At 55.7% G+C, this 21,290-nt stretch carries 20 protein-coding genes; 1 reads left to right on the top strand and 19 read right to left on the bottom strand.

What is annotated here, in order from left to right; genetic code table 11:
• Positions 1 to 229 precede the first annotated feature (229 nt).
• The 8 genes from sucD to sdhC all read right to left on the bottom strand — a co-directional run bounded on the left by sucD (position 230) and on the right by sdhC (position 9,824).
• Positions 230 to 1,105 carry a succinate--CoA ligase subunit alpha gene (sucD, locus tag L579_RS00905; protein ID WP_021182416.1) on the bottom strand — a complete coding sequence of 292 codons (876 nt, stop codon included), beginning with the start codon at positions 1,103 to 1,105 and terminating at the stop codon, positions 230 to 232.
• Positions 1,105 to 2,271, bottom strand: coding sequence for an ADP-forming succinate--CoA ligase subunit beta (gene sucC / locus L579_RS00900; protein WP_013508302.1), 1,167 nt, complete (start codon positions 2,269 to 2,271; stop codon positions 1,105 to 1,107). Before sucC ends, sucD begins: the two co-directional genes overlap by 1 nt.
• Positions 2,272 to 2,344: 73 nt before the next feature.
• Positions 2,345 to 3,568, bottom strand: a complete 1,224-nt coding sequence (gene odhB, locus L579_RS00895) for a 2-oxoglutarate dehydrogenase complex dihydrolipoyllysine-residue succinyltransferase (RefSeq protein WP_021182414.1) — start codon at positions 3,566 to 3,568, stop codon at positions 2,345 to 2,347.
• Between the two features lie 15 nt (positions 3,569 to 3,583).
• Complete coding sequence (gene sucA, locus L579_RS00890) at positions 3,584 to 6,391, bottom strand: 2-oxoglutarate dehydrogenase E1 component (RefSeq protein WP_021182413.1); 2,808 nt, start codon at positions 6,389 to 6,391, stop codon at positions 3,584 to 3,586.
• A gap of 204 nt (positions 6,392 to 6,595) precedes the next feature.
• Entirely contained in the window at positions 6,596 to 7,312 is a 717-nt protein-coding gene (locus L579_RS00885; RefSeq protein WP_021182412.1) for a succinate dehydrogenase iron-sulfur subunit, read from the bottom strand.
• A gap of 14 nt (positions 7,313 to 7,326) precedes the next feature.
• Positions 7,327 to 9,093 carry a succinate dehydrogenase flavoprotein subunit gene (sdhA, locus tag L579_RS00880; RefSeq protein WP_021182411.1) on the bottom strand — a complete coding sequence of 589 codons (1,767 nt, stop codon included), beginning with the start codon at positions 9,091 to 9,093 and terminating at the stop codon, positions 7,327 to 7,329.
• The gene (gene sdhD, locus L579_RS00875; RefSeq protein ID WP_021182410.1) at positions 9,094 to 9,441 is read right to left on the bottom strand and encodes a succinate dehydrogenase membrane anchor subunit; all 348 of its coding nucleotides are present in this window, start codon (positions 9,439 to 9,441) and stop codon (positions 9,094 to 9,096) included.
• Positions 9,435 to 9,824: a succinate dehydrogenase cytochrome b556 subunit gene (sdhC, locus tag L579_RS00870; RefSeq protein ID WP_036624441.1), complete on the bottom strand. Its 390-nt coding sequence runs from the start codon at positions 9,822 to 9,824 to the stop codon at positions 9,435 to 9,437. The genes sdhD and sdhC overlap by 7 nt, the downstream gene beginning before the upstream one ends.
• 638 nt (positions 9,825 to 10,462) lie before the next feature.
• Between sdhC and L579_RS00865 the strand changes: the two genes are divergently transcribed.
• Positions 10,463 to 11,746, top strand: coding sequence for a citrate synthase (locus tag L579_RS00865; RefSeq protein WP_021182408.1), 1,284 nt, complete (start codon positions 10,463 to 10,465; stop codon positions 11,744 to 11,746).
• A gap of 114 nt (positions 11,747 to 11,860) precedes the next feature.
• Here L579_RS00865 and nei read toward each other — a convergent pair whose 3' ends face one another.
• From nei to L579_RS00810, 11 genes are all read right to left on the bottom strand, one after another.
• Positions 11,861 to 12,649, bottom strand: coding sequence for an endonuclease VIII (gene nei, locus L579_RS00860; protein ID WP_021182406.1), 789 nt, complete (start codon positions 12,647 to 12,649; stop codon positions 11,861 to 11,863).
• An 11-nt stretch (positions 12,650 to 12,660) separates the two neighbouring features.
• Complete coding sequence (pcp, locus tag L579_RS00855) at positions 12,661 to 13,308, bottom strand: pyroglutamyl-peptidase I (protein ID WP_021182405.1); 648 nt, start codon at positions 13,306 to 13,308, stop codon at positions 12,661 to 12,663.
• 7 nt (positions 13,309 to 13,315) lie between these two features.
• Positions 13,316 to 14,308, bottom strand: coding sequence for a DUF979 domain-containing protein (locus L579_RS00850; RefSeq protein ID WP_021182404.1), 993 nt, complete (start codon positions 14,306 to 14,308; stop codon positions 13,316 to 13,318).
• Positions 14,305 to 15,033 carry a DUF969 domain-containing protein gene (locus tag L579_RS00845; RefSeq protein WP_021182403.1) on the bottom strand — a complete coding sequence of 243 codons (729 nt, stop codon included), beginning with the start codon at positions 15,031 to 15,033 and terminating at the stop codon, positions 14,305 to 14,307. Before L579_RS00845 ends, L579_RS00850 begins: the two co-directional genes overlap by 4 nt.
• A gap of 157 nt (positions 15,034 to 15,190) precedes the next feature.
• Positions 15,191 to 15,928 (bottom strand): 5-oxoprolinase subunit PxpA, encoded by a 738-nt coding sequence (gene pxpA, locus L579_RS00840; RefSeq protein ID WP_021182402.1) that lies wholly within the window; start codon positions 15,926 to 15,928, stop codon positions 15,191 to 15,193.
• The gene (gene pxpC, locus L579_RS00835) at positions 15,918 to 16,850 is read right to left on the bottom strand and encodes a 5-oxoprolinase subunit PxpC (protein ID WP_021182401.1); all 933 of its coding nucleotides are present in this window, start codon (positions 16,848 to 16,850) and stop codon (positions 15,918 to 15,920) included. Before pxpC ends, pxpA begins: the two co-directional genes overlap by 11 nt.
• Positions 16,844 to 17,500: a 5-oxoprolinase subunit PxpB gene (gene pxpB, locus L579_RS00830; protein ID WP_021182400.1), complete on the bottom strand. Its 657-nt coding sequence runs from the start codon at positions 17,498 to 17,500 to the stop codon at positions 16,844 to 16,846. The genes pxpC and pxpB overlap by 7 nt, the downstream gene beginning before the upstream one ends.
• 163 nt (positions 17,501 to 17,663) lie before the next feature.
• Positions 17,664 to 18,407 (bottom strand): type 2 GTP cyclohydrolase I, encoded by a 744-nt coding sequence (locus tag L579_RS00825; protein WP_021182399.1) that lies wholly within the window; start codon positions 18,405 to 18,407, stop codon positions 17,664 to 17,666.
• Between the two features lie 17 nt (positions 18,408 to 18,424).
• Positions 18,425 to 19,852 carry a deoxyribodipyrimidine photo-lyase gene (phrB, locus tag L579_RS00820; protein WP_021182398.1) on the bottom strand — a complete coding sequence of 476 codons (1,428 nt, stop codon included), beginning with the start codon at positions 19,850 to 19,852 and terminating at the stop codon, positions 18,425 to 18,427.
• Between the two features lie 13 nt (positions 19,853 to 19,865).
• Complete coding sequence (locus L579_RS00815; protein ID WP_021182397.1) at positions 19,866 to 20,822, bottom strand: YbgA family protein; 957 nt, start codon at positions 20,820 to 20,822, stop codon at positions 19,866 to 19,868.
• A gap of 151 nt (positions 20,823 to 20,973) precedes the next feature.
• Complete coding sequence (locus tag L579_RS00810; RefSeq protein ID WP_021182396.1) at positions 20,974 to 21,174, bottom strand: DUF2517 family protein; 201 nt, start codon at positions 21,172 to 21,174, stop codon at positions 20,974 to 20,976.
• Between the last annotated feature and the right edge of the window lie 116 nt (positions 21,175 to 21,290).

Genomic DNA, 21,290 nt, shown 5'->3' with positions numbered 1-21,290 from the left:
CGATGACGTAATTAAGAAAATAATTACCTTTGCCATAAAAATTTAACGAAGCGGCGGGTAAGACTTTCCTAACTTTCAAACAGAACGCCTTCGAATTTGCCCTTCTTTACCTTTCTGACAAAGTAAGCATAGACGGCAATTTTCACTGCGCAGGATTTTTCCCCACTTTTTCAGTGGCTACGGACATAAAAAAAGCCACCCGCAGGTGGCTTAGATCAAAAACGTAAACTTATTTAGCAGGCAGTACCGCTTTCACCGCATCACCGATGTCAGCCAGGCTGCGCACGGTTTTCACGCCAGCCGCTTCCAGTGCAGCGAATTTCTCATCCGCCGTACCTTTACCACCGGCAATGATTGCACCGGCGTGGCCCATACGTTTACCTTTCGGCGCAGTCACACCGGCGATGTAACCAACAACCGGCTTGGTGACGTGTTCTTTGATATAGGCAGCAGCTTCTTCTTCAGCACTACCGCCGATCTCACCAATCATCACGATCGCTTCGGTCTGCGGGTCTTCCTGGAACATTTTCAGGATGTCGATGAAGTTAGAACCCGGGATCGGGTCACCACCGATGCCGACACAAGTAGACTGACCATAACCAATATCGGTGGTCTGTTTAACCGCTTCATAGGTCAGGGTGCCAGAACGTGACACGATACCTACGCGGCCCGGCAGGTGAATGTGGCCCGGCATGATACCGATTTTACATTCGCCTGGGGTGATCACACCCGGACAGTTCGGGCCGATCATGCGTACACCAGCTTCATCCAGCTTCACTTTGACGGTCAGCATATCCAGTGTCGGGATACCTTCGGTGATGGTGATGATCAGTTTGATACCGGCATCGATCGCTTCCAGGATACCGTCTTTGCAGAACGGAGCCGGAACGTAGATCACGGTGGCGGTTGCGCCTGTTGCTTCTACCGCTTCGCGCACGGTGTTAAACACCGGCAGACCGAGATGAGTGGTGCCGCCTTTGCCCGGCGTCACACCGCCAACCAGCTGCGTACCATAGGCCAGCGCCTGCTCAGAGTGGAAAGTCCCCTGGCCACCGGTGAAACCCTGGCAAATGACTTTGGTGTTTTTGTCGATCAAAATGGACATTATTTACCCTCCGCAGCAGCAACAACACGCTGTGCCGCGTCTGTCAGGCTGGTTGCTGCAATGATGTTCAGACCGCTGTCCGCCAGTTTCTTAGCGCCCAGCTCGGCGTTGTTACCTTCCAGACGTACCACCACCGGTACGTTGACACCCACTTCTGCCACTGCACCGATGATGCCGTCTGCGATCAGGTCGCAACGCACGATGCCGCCGAAGATGTTAACGAATACGGCTTTAACCGCATCGTCAGACAGGATGATTTTGAAGGCTTCGGTTACGCGCTCTTTGGTTGCGCCGCCGCCGACATCAAGGAAGTTTGCAGGCTGACCACCGTGGTGCTTCACGATGTCCATGGTACCCATCGCCAGACCGGCACCGTTGACCATACAGCCAATGTTGCCTTCCAGTGCGACGTAGTTCAGTTCCCACTGCGTTGCATGAGCTTCACGCGGATCTTCCTGGCTCGGGTCACGCATTTCACGCAGTTCCGGCTGACGGAACAGGGCGTTGCCATCGGCACCCAGTTTGCCATCGAGGCACACCAGGTCACCCTGCTTGGTAACGACCAGCGGGTTGATCTCTACCAGCGCCAGATCGCGCTCGAGGAACATGGTCGCCAGACCCATAAAGATTTTGGTGAACTGGCTGACTTGCTTACCGGTCAGGCCCAGTTTGAACGCCAGCTCGCGGCCCTGATACGGCTGAGGACCGGCCAACGGATCGAGTGCCATTTTGTGGATCAGGTGCGGGGTCTCTTCCGCCACTTTCTCGATCTCAACACCACCTTCGGTCGAGGCCATAAAGACCACGCGACGGCTGGCACGGTCAACGACCGCACCCAGGTACAGCTCCTGATCGATGTCAGTCGCGGCTTCAACCAGAATCTGGTTTACCGGCTGGCCTTCGGCGTCAGTTTGATAGGTCACCAGACGTTTGCCCAGCCAGTGTTCTGCAAAGGCGCGGATCTCTTCTTTGCTCTTAACCACTTTCACACCGCCCGCTTTACCGCGGCCACCGGCATGAACCTGACATTTCACTACCCACGGGCCTGCGCCAATTTTAGAGGCGGCTTCTTCTGCTTCGCGTGGCGTAGTACAGGCGTAGCCAGTCGGTGCCGGCATACCATACCGTGCAAACAGCTGTTTCGCCTGGTATTCGTGTAAGTTCATGATGTTCTATCCATTCAGGTCTGAAAAGACTAATGAGTGTTGGGCGCGCCCATAAGAACGCGCCCGGTGAAAATTAGACGTCCAGCAGCAGACGCGCCGGATCTTCCAGCATCTCTTTCACAGCCACCAGATAGCCGACAGACTCGCGGCCATCGATCAGACGGTGATCATAGGAGAGCGCCAGATACATCATTGGCAGCACCACAACCTGACCATTCACTGCCATCGGACGATCTTTGATAGCGTGCATACCCAGGATCGCACTCTGCGGTGGGTTGATGATCGGCGTGGACATCAGCGAACCGAATACCCCACCGTTGGTGATGGTGAAGTTACCGCCGGTCAGTTCTTCAACGGTCAGCTTGCCGTCACGGCCTTTTACCGCCAGCTCTTTAATTTTCTTCTCGATGTCAGCCATGCTCAGCGCATCAACATCTTTCAGCACTGGCGTCACCAGACCACGCGGGGTTGATACCGCGATGCTGACGTCGAAATAGTTGTGATACACCACGTCTTCGCCATCGATAGACGCGTTCACTTCCGGGAAGCGCTTCAGCGCTTCAACCACGGCTTTGATGTAGAAAGACATAAAGCCCAGACGCACGCCGTGACGCTTCTCGAAGGCATCGCCGTACTGCTTACGCAGATCCATGATCGGCTTCATGTTCACTTCGTTGAAGGTCGTCAGCATCGCGGTGCTGTTCTTCGCTTCCAGCAGACGCTCAGCCACGCGCTTACGCAGACGCGTCATCGGTACACGCTTCTCGCTGCGGTTCGCAATCGCCGTCGGCGCAGCAGCGGCAGCAGGCTGCGCAGTCGGTGCGGCTTTAGCTTCCGGTTTCTTCGCCAGATGTTTTTCTACATCTTCACGGGTGATACGACCGCCCACGCCGCTGCCTTTGATCTGGCTGGCGTCAAGGTCGTGCTCCGCGATCAGACGGCGAATCGCCGGGCTGAGCGCGTCATTGCTTTCTTCTTCCAGAGAAGCAGTCTGACGCTGTGCTGGCGTTGACTCCTTGCTCTCCACTTTCGCGGTAGTCTCTTTCCCGCTGCTGTTGCCTTCCTTCAGACGGCCCAGGATCTGACGTGAGGTCACGGTTGCGCCTTCATCTTCAAGCACCGCATCCAGAACACCGTCGGCAGCAGCCGGTACTTCCAGTACCACTTTGTCGGTTTCGATTTCGACAATCACTTCATCGCGACTGACCGCGTCGCCGGGTTTTTTATGCCAGGTGGCTACCGTTGCATCCGCTACGGATTCAGGCAAATCGGGAACGAGAATATCTACACTACTCATTATCTTTCCTTTTTATTAACCAAGGTTCAGCGCGTCGTTAACCAGGTCTTGCTGCTGTTTTTGATGTACAGACATGTAGCCCACGGCCGGTGAAGCCGAAGCCGGACGGCCTGCATAACGCAGTGACGCACCAAACGGAATCACTTCGCGGAAATGATGCTGACTGCAATACCATGCACCCTGATTCAGGGGTTCTTCCTGACACCAGACAAAATCCTGCACATGGGCATAAGCTTTTAATGCTTCCTGTACCGCTTTATGCGGGAACGGGTATAACTGCTCGATACGAATAATCGCGACGTCGTTTTTCTCGTTCTTACGACGTTGCTCCAGCAGGTCGTAATAGACCTTACCAGAACACATCACTACGCGTTTTACCTGTTTCGCATCAAGGGCGTCGATTTCGCCGATAGCCGGCTGGAAGCTGCCGTTCGCCAGTTCGTCGAGTGTGGAAATCGCCAGCGGATGACGCAGCAACGACTTCGGCGACATCACGATCAACGGACGACGCATGCCGCGTAACGCCTGACGACGCAGCATATGGTAAACCTGCGCTGGCGTAGACGGTACACACACCTGCATGTTCTGCTCAGCACAGAGTTGCAGATAGCGTTCCAGACGGGCGGAGGAGTGCTCCGGGCCTTGTCCTTCGTAGCCATGCGGCAGCAGCATCACCAGGCCACACATACGGCCCCACTTCTGCTCGCCGGAACTGATGAACTGGTCGATTACCACCTGAGCACCGTTGGCAAAGTCACCGAACTGCGCTTCCCAGATGGTCAGCACGCGCGGCTCTGCGGTGGCATAACCGTATTCAAACGCCAGCACCGCTTCTTCGGACAGGACGGAGTCCCAAACTTTGAACTGGCCCTGACCATGATGGATATGGTGCAGCGGCGTGTAAGTTGAACCGTTCGCCTGGTTGTGCACTACCGCATGACGATGGAAGAAGGTGCCACGGCCGGAGTCTTCACCAGACAGACGGACCGGGATGCCTTCATCCACCAGCGTAGCGTAAGCGAGGTTCTCCGCGCCGCCCCAGTCAAAGGCTTTGTTGCCTTCGGCCATCTCTTTACGATCGTTGTAAATCTTGGCGACACGCCCCTGGACTTCAACCGCTTCCGGCACCTGGCTGATACGACGCGCCAGTTCCTGCAAACGTTTCATCTCCACAGTTGCCGGGTAGCTCTCATCCCAGTCGTGGTTGAGATACGGTGACCAGGTGAAAGAATGCAGACTCATCGGACGCCATTCCGGCACCACGCATTCACCGGCATCCAGTGCGTCGCGGTACAGGTTGACCATCTCGGTGGCATCTTCCAGTTTGGCAATACCATCCGCTTCCAGACGATCGGCATAGATTTTACGCGGTGTCGGATGCTTTTTGATTTTCTGGTACATCAGCGGCTGGGTTGCACTTGGCTCATCGGCTTCGTTATGGCCATGACGGCGGTAGCACACCAGATCGATAAACACATCACGTTTGAAGGTGTTGCGATAGTCGAGCGCCAGTCGGGTAACAAAGGCAACGGCTTCCGGATCATCCGCGTTAACGTGGAAAATCGGTGCCTGCACCATTTTACCGATATCGGTACAGTACGGCGTAGAACGCGCGTCCAGCGGGTTAGAGGTGGTGAAGCCCACCTGGTTGTTGATCACGATGCGAACGGTACCGCCCACTTCGTAACCACGCGCCTGCGACATGTTCAGGGTTTCCTGCACCACGCCCTGGCCGGTTACCGCAGCATCACCATGAATGGTGATTGGCAGCACTTTATTGCTGCTTGGTTCTGCCAGACGATCCAGACGCGCACGCACCGAACCCATCACCACCGGGCTAACGATTTCGAGGTGCGACGGGTTAAACGCCAGCGCCAGATGCACCAGGCCGCCTTCGGTTTCCACGTCTGACGAGAAGCCCATGTGGTACTTCACGTCACCGGTGCCGAGATGTTCTTTATGCTTACCGGAGAACTCGTCGAACAGATCCTGGGGCTTTTTACCCAGCACGTTGATCAAGACGTTAAGACGACCACGGTGTGCCATACCCAGCACCACTTCACGCGTGCCACTCTTACCGGCATGACGGATCATCTCACGCAGCATTGGAATCAGTGCGTCGCCGCCTTCCAGCGAGAAGCGTTTTGCGCCCGGGAATTTAGCGCCCAGATATTTTTCCAGGCCTTCTGCCGCTGTCAGTTCTTTCAGGAAACCTTTTTTCTCATCCGTGCTGAACGTCGCGTGCCCCACCACCGATTCGATACGCTGTTGAATCCAGCGTTTTTCGTCGGTGTTGGTGATATGCATATACTCGGCACCAATGGAGCCGCAGTAGGTTTGCTTCAGCGCCTCATAGAGATCGGCCAGCTTCATGGTCTCTTTGCCGATAGCAAATGAGCCTACGTTAAAGCTTTCCTGAAAATCGGCGTCGGTCAGGTCGTGATAAACCGGGTCGAGATCCGGTACAGCGTCCTGCTTCCACAAGCCGAGTGGATCAAGGTTAGCGTGCTGGTGTCCGCGAAAGCGGAAGGCGTTGATCAACTGCAACACCTTAACCTGTTTGGAGTTGGTGGCCGGATCAGTGACTGTGGAAGTGTAACGCGCAGCATCTTTCGCCAGGCGGCGGAAGTAATCACGCGTGGTGGAGTGAAACTGCTCAGGTTTCACGCCAGTGCCAGGCAGCTGTTGGAACATGTCGCGCCACACTGCATCAACAGAGTCAGGATCGGTCAGGAAATCCTCATAGAGTTGCTCTATGTAAGATTGGTTCGCGCCGGCCAGCCAGGAGGAGTCCAGCCAGGGCTTCATCGCGCTGTTCTGCATTGTGATCCCTTAAGCATTAGTATGCTTTTTTTGAGGTTTCATTGTTGCCGCTTTCGCGGCTTGCCGTAGTGAGTTCAGCGATACGAGCCCTTGCGCTATCGGCGCCCGACTCGTAAGGGAACCTTTATAAGCGTGGTGTTGACCGCGCTTATAGAGGCTTCCGTAAACTGCCGGGAACCTGAGGTTCCCGGACAGTGGTGGTGATTACGCCCCGCGTTGCAGCAGCATCGACTTAATATGGCCGATGGCGCGCGTCGGGTTTAGTCCTTTCGGGCACACGCTCACACAGTTCATGATGCTGTGACAGCGGAATACACTGAAAGCATCGTTCAGATTATCCAGACGCGCATCGGTTTCCGTATCGCGGCTGTCAATCAGGAAACGGTAAGCCGCCAGCAGACCGGCCGGACCGATGAATTTATCCGGGTTCCACCAGAACGACGGGCATGAGGTTGAGCAGCAGGCGCAGAGAATACACTCGTACAGGCCATCCAGATGCTCACGCTCAGCCGGGCTTTGTAAATGCTCGCGTGCCGGTGGATTTTCCCCGTTATTCAACAGGTAAGGCTTAATCTTCTCATATTGTGCGTAGAATTGCCCCATATCCACAACCAGATCGCGGATCACCGGCAAACCAGGCAATGGACGGATAACAATTTTCTTCGAACCATTACCCAGCGCAGAGACCGGGGTGATGCACGCCAGACCGTTTTTGCCGTTCATGTTCAGGCCATCGGACCCGCACACGCCTTCACGGCAGGAGCGACGAAACGCCAGCGTCGGATCTTTCTCTTTCAGCTTGATCAGCGCATCCAGCAGCATCATATCGCGACCGTCTTCCGCTTCCAGGCTGTACTCCTGCATACGCGGCGCGTCATCCACTTCCGGGTTGTAACGATAGATTGAAAATTCGAGTCTCATGATGATCTCCGCAATTAGTAAGTACGCGCTTTCGGCGGGAAGGCCGCACGCAGTTTCGGTTGCATGTTCACCTCACGGCGCGTCATGCTTTCCGTTTGCGGAACATAGAGGCTGTGGCACAGCCAGTTTTCATCATCGCGATCCGGGTAGTCGAAGCGGCTATGCGCACCACGGCTTTCGGTACGGAAGTTCGCCGCCACTGCCGTGGCATACGCGGTTTCCAGCAGGTTATCCAGTTCAAGACACTCGATACGCTGAGTATTGAAGTCCGGTGAACGGTCATCCAGACGCGCGGATTTCAGACGCTCACGGATCACTTTTAACTCTTCCAGCCCCTGCGCCATCGCTTCACCTTCACGGAACACCGAGAAGTTGTTCTGCATGCAGCGTTGCAGTGCTTTGCGAATCTCAACCGGGTCTTCGCCAGTGGTGTTGTTTTCCCAGCGGTTGAAACGCGCCATTGCCGCGTCGATCTCTTCCTGGCTGGCATCGCGCAGTTCACCCTGCTCTTCGATACATTCCGCCAGATGCAGACCCGCTGCACGGCCAAACACCACCAGGTCAAGCAGGGAGTTACCGCCAAGACGGTTAGCACCGTGTACCGATACGCAGGCGATTTCACCCACCGCGAACAGGCCTGGAATCACTTCATCTTCACCCTGCTCATTGACGCGCAGCGCCTGGCCGGTGACTTTGGTCGGCACGCCACCCATCATGTAGTGACAGGTTGGAATGACCGGAATCGGTTCTTTAATCGGATCGACGTGAGCAAAGGTACGCGACAGCTCGAGAATGCCCGGCAGACGTGATTCCAGTACTTCTGCACCCAGATGGTCGAGTTTCAGTTTGATATGTGGACCCCACGGGCCGTCACAGCCACGACCTTCACGGATCTCCACCATCATGGAACGAGCGACCACATCACGCCCCGCCAGGTCTTTGGCGTTTGGCGCATAGCGCTCCATAAAGCGTTCGCCGTGTTTGTTCAGCAGATAACCGCCTTCACCACGACAACCTTCGGTTACCAGAACACCGGCTCCGGCAATGCCGGTTGGGTGGAACTGCCACATCTCCATATCCTGCATCGGCACGCCAGCACGCAACGCCATGCCAACGCCGTCGCCGGTGTTGATGTGGGCGTTGGTGGTGGACTGATAAATACGTCCCGCACCGCCAGTTGCCAGGATGGTAGCTTTGGCTTTGAAGTAGACGGTTTCACCGGTTTCGATGCAGATAGCGGTACAACCGACAATCGCACCGTCTTCATTTTTCACCAGGTCCAGCGCATACCATTCAGAGAAGATGGTGGTTTTGTTTTTCAGGTTCTGCTGATACAGGGTATGCAGCAGGGCGTGGCCAGTACGGTCAGCGGCCGCAGCGGTACGCGCTGCCTGCTCACCACCGAAGTTTTTTGACTGACCACCAAACGGACGCTGATAGACGCGGCCGTCATCAAGACGGGAGAATGGCAGACCCATATGCTCCAGCTCCAGAATCGCTTCCGGGCCGGTTTTACACATATATTCAATCGCGTCCTGGTCACCGATATAGTCGGAACCTTTGACGGTGTCATACATATGCCATTCCCAGTTATCTTCATGGGAGTTACCCAGCGCTACGGTGATACCGCCTTGCGCCGATACGGTATGGGAACGGGTTGGGAACACTTTGGATAACAGGGCGCAACTCAGGCCCGATTGGGAGATTTGCAGAGCGGCGCGCATACCTGCGCCACCCGCGCCGATCACCACGGCATCAAATTCTCTGACTGGCAAACTCATTTACACACCCCACACTACAACGGTTCCATAAATTGCATAGGACAACAGCGCCACCACAACCACCAGCTGCAACACCAGACGGGTCGCCACCGGTTTCACGTAGTCAGTCAGCACCTGCCACATCCCAATCCAACCGTGGACCAGAATCGAGAACAGCGTCAGCAACGTGAACACTTTGGTAAAGGAGGAAGCGAAGAAGCCGCGCCAGACGTCATACGTCAGCGTGCCTGTCATCACCACAAAACCGAGAATGTAGAGAATGTAGAGCGTAATTAAGATTGCAGCAGCACGCAGCAACAGCCAGTCATGAACACCGTTGCGTCCTAATGCAGAAGCATTGCTTACCATACGAGGACTCCAGCCAAAATTGAAAGCACGACAGTGATACCAAAAGCCGCCTGAGCGGAACGGGTGCCCACCTGCAAGGTTTCTTCCATAAAGCCAAAATCAGCCAACATATGACGAATACCGCCCACGACATGGTAAGCCAGCGCAGTCAGAATGCCCCACATGATGAATTTGACGAAGAAGCTATCCATGATGGATGCGGCTTGCAGGAAACCTTCAGGAGAAGAGAGAGAGAGACCCAGTAACCAGAGCAGAATTCCGAGAGCGACAAAGGTGATCACGCCGGAGACGCGGTGGAGAATGGACGATATTGCAGTAACGGGAAACCGGATCGTCGAGAGATCCAAGTTAACAGGTCTTTGTTTTTTCACGGTTTTGCCCACACAGCTCTTTTTTATTTTGCTTCCTCCGGTCCTGGGTTGCACCAGAGACACAGGACGTGTTCAGAGTGCAACCGTCACCAAAGAAGCAACATCCAGTGTTCAGTGACGCGGGGAAAACGCTGGGTGGCTCCTGGTGTCAGGGTGTTCCGGAGACCTGGCGGCAGTATAGGAGGATCACATTCTGATTACAATTCCCCTACAATCTCTTTGGTCACATTTAAGCTGAACAGTGATCCCCCTCACGGATTTCACATTTCATACATTTTTAATTATCTGATTTGACAAAAGTTCAACAATTCGGTTACAAACAAACGCATTAAAGCCCTATGATGCACAAAAGTTATGGGGATACACTTTCCCCTAAGCTGAAGTTATGTAACATTGCCACTCAGAGCATTACAAAGCATCAGGTTATTGGTTACCAAGAAGTTATGTCGTGACAGGATCTTTAACATCCGCGATTTGCAGCATGTCATGCCCGGACGCCACTGCCCCAAACGTAACGTTCACTCTGTACTCTACCTTGCACGACAAACGTGACCGCAGAGTGATACTGTGAAGATTGTGGTTTTTATGAAACATGAAAGCTGTATTGGTGTCTAAGATCCTTACCTACCAAGGCGCTATGGAGACGAAAAATGACAGATAAAAAAGTGACGCTAACCCTACAAGACAATACGGCAGTTGAACTGGACGTGATGCATGGCACGCTGGGACAGGATGTCGTTGATGTCCGCGCTCTCGGCAATAAAGGCCTGTTTACCTTCGACCCCGGTTTCACCTCTACAGCGTCATGCGAATCTAAAATCACCTTTATTGATGGTGATGAAGGTATTTTGTTACATCGCGGTTTTCCGATTGATCAACTGGCAACGCACTCAAACTACCTGGAAGTCTGTTATATCCTGCTGAACGGCGAAGCGCCAACCCAGGAGCAGTTTGAAGAATTCCGCGTTACCGTTACCCGCCACACCATGATCCACGAGCAAATCACCCGTCTGTTCCACGGCTTCCGCCGTGACTCGCATCCGATGGCGGTCATGTGTGGTGTAACGGGTGCGCTGGCCGCGTTTTATCACGACTCGCTGGACGTCAATATTGAACGTCACCGTGAAATCGCCGCGTTCCGTCTGTTGTCCAAAATGCCAACCATGGCGGCGATGTGCTACAAATACTCCATTGGTCAGCCGTTCGTTTATCCGCGCAACGACCTCTCCTATGCGGGTAACTTCCTGCATATGATGTTTGCCACCCCGTGCGAAGAGTACAAGGTAAACCCGGTACTGGAACGCGCCATGGACCGTATTCTGATTCTGCACGCTGACCACGAACAAAACGCCTCCACCTCCACCGTACGTACTGCTGGTTCTTCCGGTGCTAACCCGTTTGCCTGTATCGCGGCGGGTATCGCGTCCCTGTGGGGACCGGCACACGGTGGTGCGAACGAAGCTACGCTGCGTATGCTGGAAGAGATCAGCACCGTGGATCACATCCCGGAATTCGTCCGTCGTGCTAAAGACAAGAACGATTCGTTCCGTCTGATGGGCTTTGGCCACCGTGTGTATAAAAACTACGACCCGCGCGCTACCGTCATGCGTGAAACCTGCCACGAAGTGCTGAATGAGCTGGGTATGAAAGATGACCTGCTGGAAGTGGCGATGGAGCTGGAACATATCGCGCTGAACGACCCGTACTTCATTGAGCGTAAACTCTATCCAAACGTCGATTTCTACTCTGGCATTATTCTGAAAGCGATGGGCATCCCGTCCTCCATGTTTACCGTGATCTTCGCGATGGCGCGTACCGTGGGCTGGATTGCACACTGGAAAGAGATGCACGACGAAGGCATGAAGATTGCCCGTCCACGTCAGCTGTATACCGGTTATACCGAGCGTCCTTTCACGTCGGCACTGAAGAAATAAGGTTAAGGGCGGGTTATCCCGCCCTCTGCTTTGAAACTGCGCGATAAATCGCGCCGCTACAACTCCAGCACCTGTCGTAGCGGCGTGATTTATCGCGCGTCAGGCCAATCATCATTAGTTCTGACACCCCGGACACCAATATAACGGGCGGGATGACAGCACGCCCTTCTCGATTACCGTCCCACAGCGTCGACACTTTTTCCCCTGCCGATGAAACACCTCAAAACGGAAAGCCGCCTCTTCATGGTATTTCTTCATGCTGCCACGCATCTGATAAGAGTGGCGCGGCACCGCCAGTAGCGCTTCACTCAGCGCCCTGATCTGCAACGCATTCAGATCCTGAGCACGATGCTGCGCCAGCAACTGCGCATGCCATAAAATCTCCACGCGCAGGTAGTTCCCCAGGCCAGCGAGAAACGCCTGATCGAGCAGCAAGCCACTGAATTGACGCCGCCGAAAGCGTGGCGACAACAAGCGCTCCTGCACCGCGTCCACCGTCAGGCTGGCATCCAGCACATCCGGTCCTACGCGTTGTAAAAAAGGATGAGCGGCCAGCGTCTCCGCGTTGAGCAGCTCAATATCGGACGCGCTATATAGCAGGATGGTTTGATCAGCATTAGCCAGCCGTACCCGCAACTGCCGGGCGGTCTGCGGTTGGGTACCGGTCGGCACCACACGCCAGACGCCATACAGCTGGTTATGACTGTAGAGGGTCAGACCATTGGAGAAATGAGTCAGTAGCGCCTTGCCCCGGGTTTCAATTGCCGTAACGGTTGCACCCAGTAGCGCCGGTTCGTAAGTTTTCAGCTGCGGAAAGGCAAACCACACATCAGTGAGCGGTTTACCCGTCATCGCCGCCGCCAGCTGATCCGCCGCGCGGCGGATCTCCGGTCCTTCAGGCATGACGACTCCCGTTAATGGGTCGCGCCCCCCGCGACATGCAAATCTTTATCCACCTTCAGCGTCACGCGGATCGCCATCTCCAGCGCCTGAATGACACTGGCCGCTGCCATGCTCGGCGCACCGGGATGCTTCACCGCTTGCTCCGGCAGATAAGGGATATGAATAAAACCACCGCGCGCGCTGCTCTGATGCGTCGCCAGCCAGTGCAGCAAGCGATACATCACATGATTACAGGTAAAGGTCCCGGCAGTTTGCGATACCGAAGCCGGTATCCCCGCCTCGCGCGTTGCCGCAACTATCGCCTTGATCGGCAGCGTCGAAAAATAAGCCGCCGGCCCGTCCACCACCACTGGCTGATCAATCGGCTGCTGCCCCTCATTATCAGGGATACGTGCATCATCAATGTTGATCGCCACCCGCTCCACGCTGATGTCGCTGCGTCCCCCCGCCTGACCGATACAGAGAATGCGATCGGGTTGCAACGCTTCCAGCGCCTGCGTCAGCACGGCACCGCAACGGCTGTACGCCACCGGTAACTGACGTGCCACCACGCGTGCGCCGTCAATCACCTTTCCATCAAAAGATCGTACCGCTTCCCATGAGGGATTGATGCTTTCGCCTTCAAAAGGCTCAAACGCGGTCATTAATACCGTTTTCATTCTTTCCTCACAAAAACATCATGAACCACAGCAGGAAAATATTGACCACCAACAACATTAAACCGGTCGGGACCTGAGCTTTGATTACCGCATTGCGATCCGGCAGCTCCAGCAGGCGAGCCGGAACAATATTGAAGTTCGCCGCCATCGGGGTCATCAAGGTGCCGCAATAGCCCGAGAACATGCCAATCGCCGCCATCACTGCCGGGTTACCGTGGTGTTGCAGCACCAGAATCGGGATGCCGATACCGGCGGTGACAATCGGGAACGCAGCGAAGGCATTACCCATCACCATGGTCAACAGCGCCATACCAATGGCATACACGGCTACCGCGATAAAACGGTTATCGACAGCCAGATACTGCTCGGTCAGGTGTGAAATCGCGTTACCCACCCCGGCGCTGGTGAACAGCAGGCCCAGCGTGGCAAGGATTTGCGGCAGGATAAACGCCCAGCCAACGGCATCCAGCAAACGTCGCGTTTCCTGCATCGACTGCATCGGCTTTTCACGGGTCATTTTCAGTGCCACCAGCCAGCCAATCAGACAACCCATCATCATTGAGAACAGCGTAATCAGGGTGGAATGGTTCCCTGCGCCAAACACCGCCTGTTGCAGACCAGGCAGATTGTTAAACGCCAGCACGCCAACCACCGTCACCACCGGGATCGCCAGCGCCGGGATAAACAGCTGGTTACCCAGACGTTTGGCGCTGGCCTGCTTCTCTTCATCGCTGCGTTGGTGATACCGGCCCAGGCGCACGCCGCCAAAACCGGCAATCAACGCCATCACCACCACGGCAACACCTACGGCGATATGCAGGGTTCGTGGCGTCATCCATTGATAAACCCCATCACTAATCAGGAAGATCATCCCGTATAGCGCCCAAAACAACCCGGTAGTCAGACGCCGAGGATTGGCAGGATCCCGCCAGGAAAATACGGCGACAATCAGCAGAATGATGCCTGCCAGCCACATCAGATATTGTTGCTGGAACATCATTCTGCTCCTTTGGCTTGTAACGCCTGTTGATTCAGTGCGCCCAGCTCACGCGCCAACTGGCGGTCAAGACGGATCAAACGGGCGGAGTGGATCAGGAAGGCGCAAATCGCGGTGGGAATGCCCCATACCGCGATATGCAGCGGTTCGGTCTGAATGCCAGCCGACTCCTGCATAAAGTTGTGCATAAAGATGATGGCACCGAAGGCAACGAAAATATCCTCACCAAAAAACAGTCCGACGTTATCCGTGGCGGCCGACATGGCGCGCAGACGATGACGGACCTCCGGCGACACTTCACCATAGCGGTTTTCTGTCGCCCCTTCCGCCATCGGCGCCAGCAGCGGGCGCACCATTTGCGGATGGCCGCCGAGGCTGGTCAGCCCCAGCGCTGCGGTAATTTCTCGCACAAATAAATAGACAATCAGCAGACGTCCCGCCGTAGCGGTTTTGATCTGGGCGATCCAGGTTTGCGCCCTTTCTTTCAGGCCATGTCGTTCCAGCAGACCGATCACCGCCAGCGGCAACAGCAGAATCAACGGCAGGTTACGGGTGTTCAGGAACCCGGATCCCAGTTTTTCCAGAATATCGGCCAGCGACATATGGGCCGCTAACCCGGTAACAAAACCCGCCACAATCACCACCAGCACCGGATTAAACCGCAGCACAAAACCGAGCACGATAGTACCAATACCCAGCAACGGCCAGAGATTCACCACGCTTTCCATGTTTTCTCCCCTTATCAGAAATAAAAAGCCCGGCTTGCTTGCACCAGATCGTCGCTGCACGGTTTATCGTGCGGGTTTTGGCAGGCCAGGAAATGCCTGAAAACAGCGCGATAAATCGCGCCGCGACGGAATGTGTAGCCGGGTAATTGTTCGAAACTTATACGCTGGTCACAGTAACGTGCTGGGCCGCAAACGCCGCGCGCAACGCGTGAGCAAATTGCAGCGCATGAGCCCCATCGCCATGCAGACACACGGTTTGCGCATTCACCGCCACCCAGTCGCCAGAGATGCTTTGTACTTTACGCTGTTGCACCATCGTCAGCGTGTGGGCAATTGACTGCGCAGTATCTTCAATCAACGCACCCGGCTGACCGCGCGGCACTAGCGCGCCACTGGACAGATAGCCGCGATCGGCAAACACTTCTTCGCGCGTTTTCAGCCCATGATGGGCCGCTGCCTGAATCGACTCACTGCCCGCCAGCCCCACCAGGATTAAACCGGCATCAACCGCCTTGACGGCACGAGCAATGGTATCCGCCAGTTGTGGATCGGCTGCCGCCTGGTTGTATAACATGCCATGCGGTTTGACGTGCACCAGTCGCGCGCCCTCGCTTTCCGCCAGACTTTTCAGTGCGCCAATCTGGTAAATCATCTGCGCATAGACGATATCCGGCGGCAGCTGCATGGCGGTGCGGCCAAAATTTTCCCGGTCGGGAAAGCTGGGGTGCGCACCAATCGCCACCCCAGCCGCCTGCGCCCAGCGCACCGATTGCAGCATGGTTGCCGCATCCCCTGCATGGAAACCGCAGGCGATGTTGGCGGAACTGACCAGTTGCAACAATTCCTGATCGCTGCCGCTCCCTTCACCGAGATCGGCGTTGAGATCAATTTTCATGTGATAGCCCCCAGTTCATCTGATCAAATACACGCTGTTGCTGCTGCTTCGCCTGCATCGCTTCTTCCAGCGTGCAATGGGTGAAATGAATCGGTTCCCCCAGGCGAATCTGGGCTAAATGATAGAGATCGGCTTCGATAATGCAGGCAATTCGCGGATATCCCCCGGTAGTCTGCGCATCGGCCATCAACACAATCGGCTGTCCGTTTGGCGGCACCTGCACCACGCCCGGTACCAGACCGTGTGACAACAAATCGCGCGTGGCTTTGCGATGCAGCGTGCGCCCCTGCAAGCGATAGCCCATGCGGTTACTTTGCGGACTCAGTTTCCACGCGCTGCGCCAGAATGCTTCCTGCGCTTCACGGGTGAATTCGTTGTATTCCGGTCCGGGCAGCGCGCGGATACGATTGCCCCACAGCAACTGCCGCACCCCGGCTTTCTTGCTGAAGTCACGAGTCGCCTTGCCGAGCGGCAACAGATCACCATCCTGCAACTTACGTCCGGCAAAACCACCAAATCCGGCTTTCAGATCGGTACTGGCGGAGTCCAGCATCTCTGGCACGGCAAAACCGCCGTTAATCGCCAGGTAACTGCGCATGCCGTGCACTGGCATCGACAAACTGAGGACCTGCCCTTTCTTCACCGGCAGACGCCAGCCGGTCCAGACAGCTTTACCGTCCAGGTTAGCATTGCAGCCTGCTCCCGTCAGAGCAAACCAACCGTCACGCTGGAACTGCGCTTTAAACTGCCCCAGCACAATCTCCAGTACCGCGCTGCCTTCATCGTTACCCACCAACATGTTGGCGGTGCGCATGGCCGGTTGATCAAGTGCGCCACTGACGCTGATGCCAAACTGCCGCCAGCCGTTACGGCCCTGATCCTGCAATGAGGTCATCAATCCGGCACGAAGAATCTTTAGCATACGCCCTCCTTTTGCGGCACGAAGCGCACGCTGTCGCCGGGACGCAACAGCGTTGGCGGTTGCTGTTGGGGATCAAACAGGCTGATGGCGGTTTGTCCCAGCAATTGCCAGCCACCTGGGGTTGCCAGCGGGTAAACGCCGGTTTGGCTGCCGCCGATGCCGACTGAACCGGCAGGCACGATCACGCGTGGCTCGGCGCGACGCGGCGTATGTAAGCGGCTATCGAGGCCGCCCAGATAGGGGAATCCTGGCTGAAAGCCAATAAAATAAACCACATAGTCGGTGCTGCTGTGTAGCTCCACCACCTGGCGTGGTGTCATTCCGGCATGCTCGGCGACCACCGATAAATCCGGCCCGGCCTCACCGCCATAAACCACCGGGATCTCCACCAGACGCGATTCCGGTCGCTGCGCTTCACTCTCTTCCCACCAGCGTTGCAGATTCTCGATAGCATCCAATGCATTGCGCTGTGGATCGCGCAGCAGCAGCGTCAGATTGTTCATGCCGGGAATCACTTCCGACACCTTTTCATTACCCTGTAGCCGCTGGCACAATCCCCAAATGCGTTGCTGGCTGGCTAAGGAAACCGGTGGTTCCAGTTCCAGCACTACCGCGCGTTCCCCCAGCAGATAACAACGTGCTCGTTGCAAAACCCACCTCCTGATTCACTTTCTTCCGGGCAGCCAACTGATGTTGCTCCCCGCTGTACGCGTGTCGCTTATGCTTTAAAGGCAACCAGTTATGCGAAAGTGTCAGAGGTGTGTCAACCGATTTGCGCCCCCAGCCGTAGCTTAGGGCGCAATAGCTGAAAAATCAGGCAGGATTGTCGATATCGATAAAGGTCACGTCGAGGCCATAGCTTTGTGCCAGCCATTCCCCCAGTGCCTTGATGCCGCCACGTTCGGTAGCATGGTGTCCGGCGGCAAAGAAGTGCAGTCCCTGCTCGCGGGCGCTGTGAATGGTTTGTTCCGACACTTCGCCAGTGATAAACGCATCGACGCCGAATGCCGCCGCGCTGTCAATAAAGCCCTGACCGCCGCCGCTACACCAGGCGATACGTTTGATTTTCTCCGGCGCATTATCACCGCAATGGAGCGGTGTGCGCCCCAGCGCCTGGGCAATGCGTTGTGCCAGCGCCTCACCGCTCAGCGGCTCCGCCAGCTCACCCCACGGCACCAGCGGCATCACCTCGCCCTTCACCTCAATATTGAACAACCGTGCCAACTGCGCGTTGTTGCCGAGATGAGGATGGGCGTCAAGTGGCAGATGCCAGCCATACAGGTTGATATCATTGGCCAGTAGCGTGCGCAGGCGCTGGCGTTTCATTCCTTTAATCACCGGCGCTTCGCTTTTCCAGAAATAACCGTGATGCACCATCACCGCATCGGCATTGCGTTTTACCGCTTCGTCGAGCAATGCCTGGCAGGCGGTGACACCGGTAATAATGGTTTTCACCTCCGGACGACCTTCGACCTGCAACCCATTGGGGGCGTAGTCACTAAAGGTGCTGCTGTTCAGCTGCTGGTTAACAATGTGTTCTAATTCAACGTGATTCATAATGGCTCCCTGACCTCTCAGGCCGCGCTGCGCGCGCGCTCGAAGGCGTCCAGTGTCTTTTTACGTGCGTCCTTATGTTCCACGATTGGCTCAGGATAATCGAGTGTCTTGTTATTTTTCTGCGCCCAGGCGTGCGGCTGATGGATATGCGCGTCCGGTACTGCCGCCAGTTCCGGTAACCACTGGCGGATAAACTCACCCTGTGGGTCGAAACGCTCGCCCTGAGTCGTCGGATTAAAAATGCGAAAATAGGGAGCCGCATCAGTGCCGGTAGAAGCCGCCCACTGCCAGCCTCCGTTATTGGCTGCCAGATCACCGTCGATCAGCTGCTGCATAAAGTAGCGTTCCCCGTCATGCCAGTCGATCAGCAAATCCTTCACCAGAAAACTGGCGACAATCATCCGTAGCCGGTTATGCATCCAACCCAGGGTATTTAGCTGGCGCATCGCCGCATCCACAATCGGATAACCGGTTTTCCCCTGCTGCCAGGCCACCAGATGGTTTTGATTTTTCTGCCAGCGCACGTTACGCGTCCAGGCGACAAACGGCTGATGTTTGCATAGTGCCGGAAATGCCACCATCAAATGGCGATAAAACTCACGCCAGATCAACTCGTTAAGCCAGACAAATGCGTGACCGCCATCCAGCGCGTCCGGGTGGTGTTTGAGGATACGATGCAGGCACTGGCGTGGCGACAACACGCCCGTCGCCAGATACACCGATAGTCTGCTGGTGCCATCCACTGCGGGTTTGTCGCGTTCAGCGGCATACGCCACCACCGGCTGCTGCGCGAAATGGCGCAACTGTTGCAGCGCCGCCTCTTCGCCGGCGGGAAACAGCGTGGCGTCGAAATCTTCCAGCGGATAGTCAAACGGCGGAATTTCGCGTTCGACCGCGATGGGGCCACCGGCACGGGCGCGAGGGGCCATATGACATTCGGGCAGCCCCTGATGCAGGCGACGGACAAAGGCTTTGCTGAACGGGGTAAACACCTTAAACATGGTGTGATTGCCAGTCTGCACGCTCCCCGGCGGCAACAACAGGCTGTCATCAAAGCCCTGGCAAATCACCCCCTCATCATCGAGACGTTTTTCCGCAGCGGCATCGCGCTGACGTTCATTGATTTCGTATTGATAGTTGTAAAATAGCTGATCGACCTGCTGCTGCTGGCAAAAGTCTGCCAGATACTCCAGCGAGGCAGCAAAATCGTCGCATTGCTGGTAATGCAATGGGATGCCCCGCTCCGCCAGCGCCCCCTGCAACAAACACAGGCTTTGATAAATAAACGCCGCCTGTTTCGGTGCCATATGATGTTGCTGCCACTGGCCGGGCGTGGCGATAAACAGCGCCAGCACGCGCGCGCCCGGATCGCGACAGGCAGCATACAGTGCGCTGTTGTCATTGATGCGTAAATCATTGCGCAGCCAGACAAGATGAGTGGTCATAAAGCTCCTGAGATTATTGGCCATAGCGCAGACGCAGCGCTTCCGGGTAAGGGTCGAAATAACGCTGCTGGGTTAGCCACGGATGCGGGAACTCCGCCATGTAGTGTTTCAGCATGGTGATCGGGGCCAGTAACGGCTGTAGCCCACAGCGATAACGGTCAATCAACAGGGCCAGCTCCTGGCGTTGCGGCGAGGTCAGCTGACGGCGGAAATAACCCTGCACATGCATCAACACATTGGTGTGGTTGCGTCGGGTCGATTTGTGCGCCAGCAAACGCATCAACCGGTTGCGATATTCAAAAGCATAATCATCCAGCGAATCCCACGACTCCATCTTCGCCACAAAACGTCCCAACTCACGGTATTCATCCTGAGAGTGAGACAGCAGCAGCAGTTTGTAGCGACTATGGAACGCCACCAGTTGATGACGTGTCAGGCCATTGCGCCACATCTGATTGAACTCATGCAGGGCGTAAACACGGCCAATGAAATTTTCCCGGATATCCGCATCGTTGAGACGACCATCCTCTTCCAGTGGCAACCACGGCAGTTCACGCTGGAGGAATTCGGTGAAAATGCCGGTCCCCGCTTTACGATTGTTGTTGGTTTGCGGTTCATACACCCGCACCCGCTCCAGACCGCAACTGGGTGATTTGGCGCACAGGATGTAGCCACACAGGTGATGCAACCCTTTCACCCGTTGTGCAGACCACTGCGCCATCTGATCCGTGACCTCATCGCCGCCCGCCTTACTGAAGCACAGATGTACGCGCGCATCGTCCTCTTTTACCAGACGCAGCGCCGGGCGCGGCGTCGGCAAACCAATCGCCATTTCCGGGCATACCGGCTCGAAATGGACAAAGGGGCTGAGTTCGTCTGTCGCAAAGGCAAAACGCTTATGGCCGCCATCAAAGCGAACGCTATCCCCGAGCAGGCAGGCACTGATACCGACAGGAATTTTTTCGCGCATACTTGTACAACCTCCGAAATCTTGTAGAGGTTTTAAGTGTAGCTGAAATGTATGCCGAACACAGCGTCAGCGGGGATGCGCAGTGAAAAATTGGCATAAAAAAACCCGGTGCTTCAGGGAAGACACCGGGCGGAACGACAGCGGAACAGCGTTACCAGAAAATGCCGCCAGCCGCTTCAGATTGCGCCAGCCAAACTGGCTTCGCGCTGGTTTTGCACCACATACGGTGCAGATAGCTGTAAAAGCGTGCGCGATCGGCACGGAACAGCATTACAGGGAGCGCCAGCACCCCCAGCAACACCACCAGCGCGCGGCGCAGCACAACTTTGTAGAACGGATATGCCTGATACATGGTTGCCTCCTGGTGAGTCTGAGAAAATGTGATCTGACACAAATATTACGCCTCGTTGTGTAATTTTACTACTCATCCGACCACTTTTTTGATCTTTTTTTGTCCATTTCATCGCC

This window comes from Pantoea sp. AS-PWVM4, assembly GCF_000468095.1.
GTDB classification, from domain to species: Bacteria; Pseudomonadota; Gammaproteobacteria; order Enterobacterales; family Enterobacteriaceae; genus Pantoea; species Pantoea phytobeneficialis.
Note: the sequence above shows the minus strand (reverse complement) of the source record. Positions and strands in the feature narration are given on the sequence as shown.

Coding starts and splice junctions, on each gene's coding strand:
- L579_RS00850 (WP_021182404.1), bottom strand. CDS start 14,308: ATGATGTTCCAGCAACAATATCTGATGTGGCTGGCAGGCATCATTCTG.
- phrB (WP_021182398.1), bottom strand. CDS start 19,852: ATGACCACTCATCTTGTCTGGCTGCGCAATGATTTACGCATCAATGAC.
- sucA (WP_021182413.1), bottom strand. CDS start 6,391: ATGCAGAACAGCGCGATGAAGCCCTGGCTGGACTCCTCCTGGCTGGCC.
- pxpA (WP_021182402.1), bottom strand. CDS start 15,928: ATGAAAATTGATCTCAACGCCGATCTCGGTGAAGGGAGCGGCAGCGAT.
- sucC (WP_013508302.1), bottom strand. CDS start 2,271: ATGAACTTACACGAATACCAGGCGAAACAGCTGTTTGCACGGTATGGT.
- L579_RS00885 (WP_021182412.1), bottom strand. CDS start 7,312: ATGAGACTCGAATTTTCAATCTATCGTTACAACCCGGAAGTGGATGAC.
- L579_RS00845 (WP_021182403.1), bottom strand. CDS start 15,033: ATGGAAAGCGTGGTGAATCTCTGGCCGTTGCTGGGTATTGGTACTATC.
- L579_RS00810 (WP_021182396.1), bottom strand. CDS start 21,174: ATGTATCAGGCATATCCGTTCTACAAAGTTGTGCTGCGCCGCGCGCTG.
- L579_RS00815 (WP_021182397.1), bottom strand. CDS start 20,822: ATGCGCGAAAAAATTCCTGTCGGTATCAGTGCCTGCCTGCTCGGGGAT.
- L579_RS00825 (WP_021182399.1), bottom strand. CDS start 18,407: ATGAATCACGTTGAATTAGAACACATTGTTAACCAGCAGCTGAACAGC.
- sucD (WP_021182416.1), bottom strand. CDS start 1,105: ATGTCCATTTTGATCGACAAAAACACCAAAGTCATTTGCCAGGGTTTC.
- nei (WP_021182406.1), bottom strand. CDS start 12,649: ATGCCTGAAGGACCGGAGATCCGCCGCGCGGCGGATCAGCTGGCGGCG.
- sdhA (WP_021182411.1), bottom strand. CDS start 9,093: ATGAGTTTGCCAGTCAGAGAATTTGATGCCGTGGTGATCGGCGCGGGT.
- sdhD (WP_021182410.1), bottom strand. CDS start 9,441: ATGGTAAGCAATGCTTCTGCATTAGGACGCAACGGTGTTCATGACTGG.
- pcp (WP_021182405.1), bottom strand. CDS start 13,308: ATGAAAACGGTATTAATGACCGCGTTTGAGCCTTTTGAAGGCGAAAGC.
- pxpC (WP_021182401.1), bottom strand. CDS start 16,850: ATGCTAAAGATTCTTCGTGCCGGATTGATGACCTCATTGCAGGATCAG.
- odhB (WP_021182414.1), bottom strand. CDS start 3,568: ATGAGTAGTGTAGATATTCTCGTTCCCGATTTGCCTGAATCCGTAGCG.
- L579_RS00865 (WP_021182408.1), top strand. CDS start 10,463: ATGACAGATAAAAAAGTGACGCTAACCCTACAAGACAATACGGCAGTT.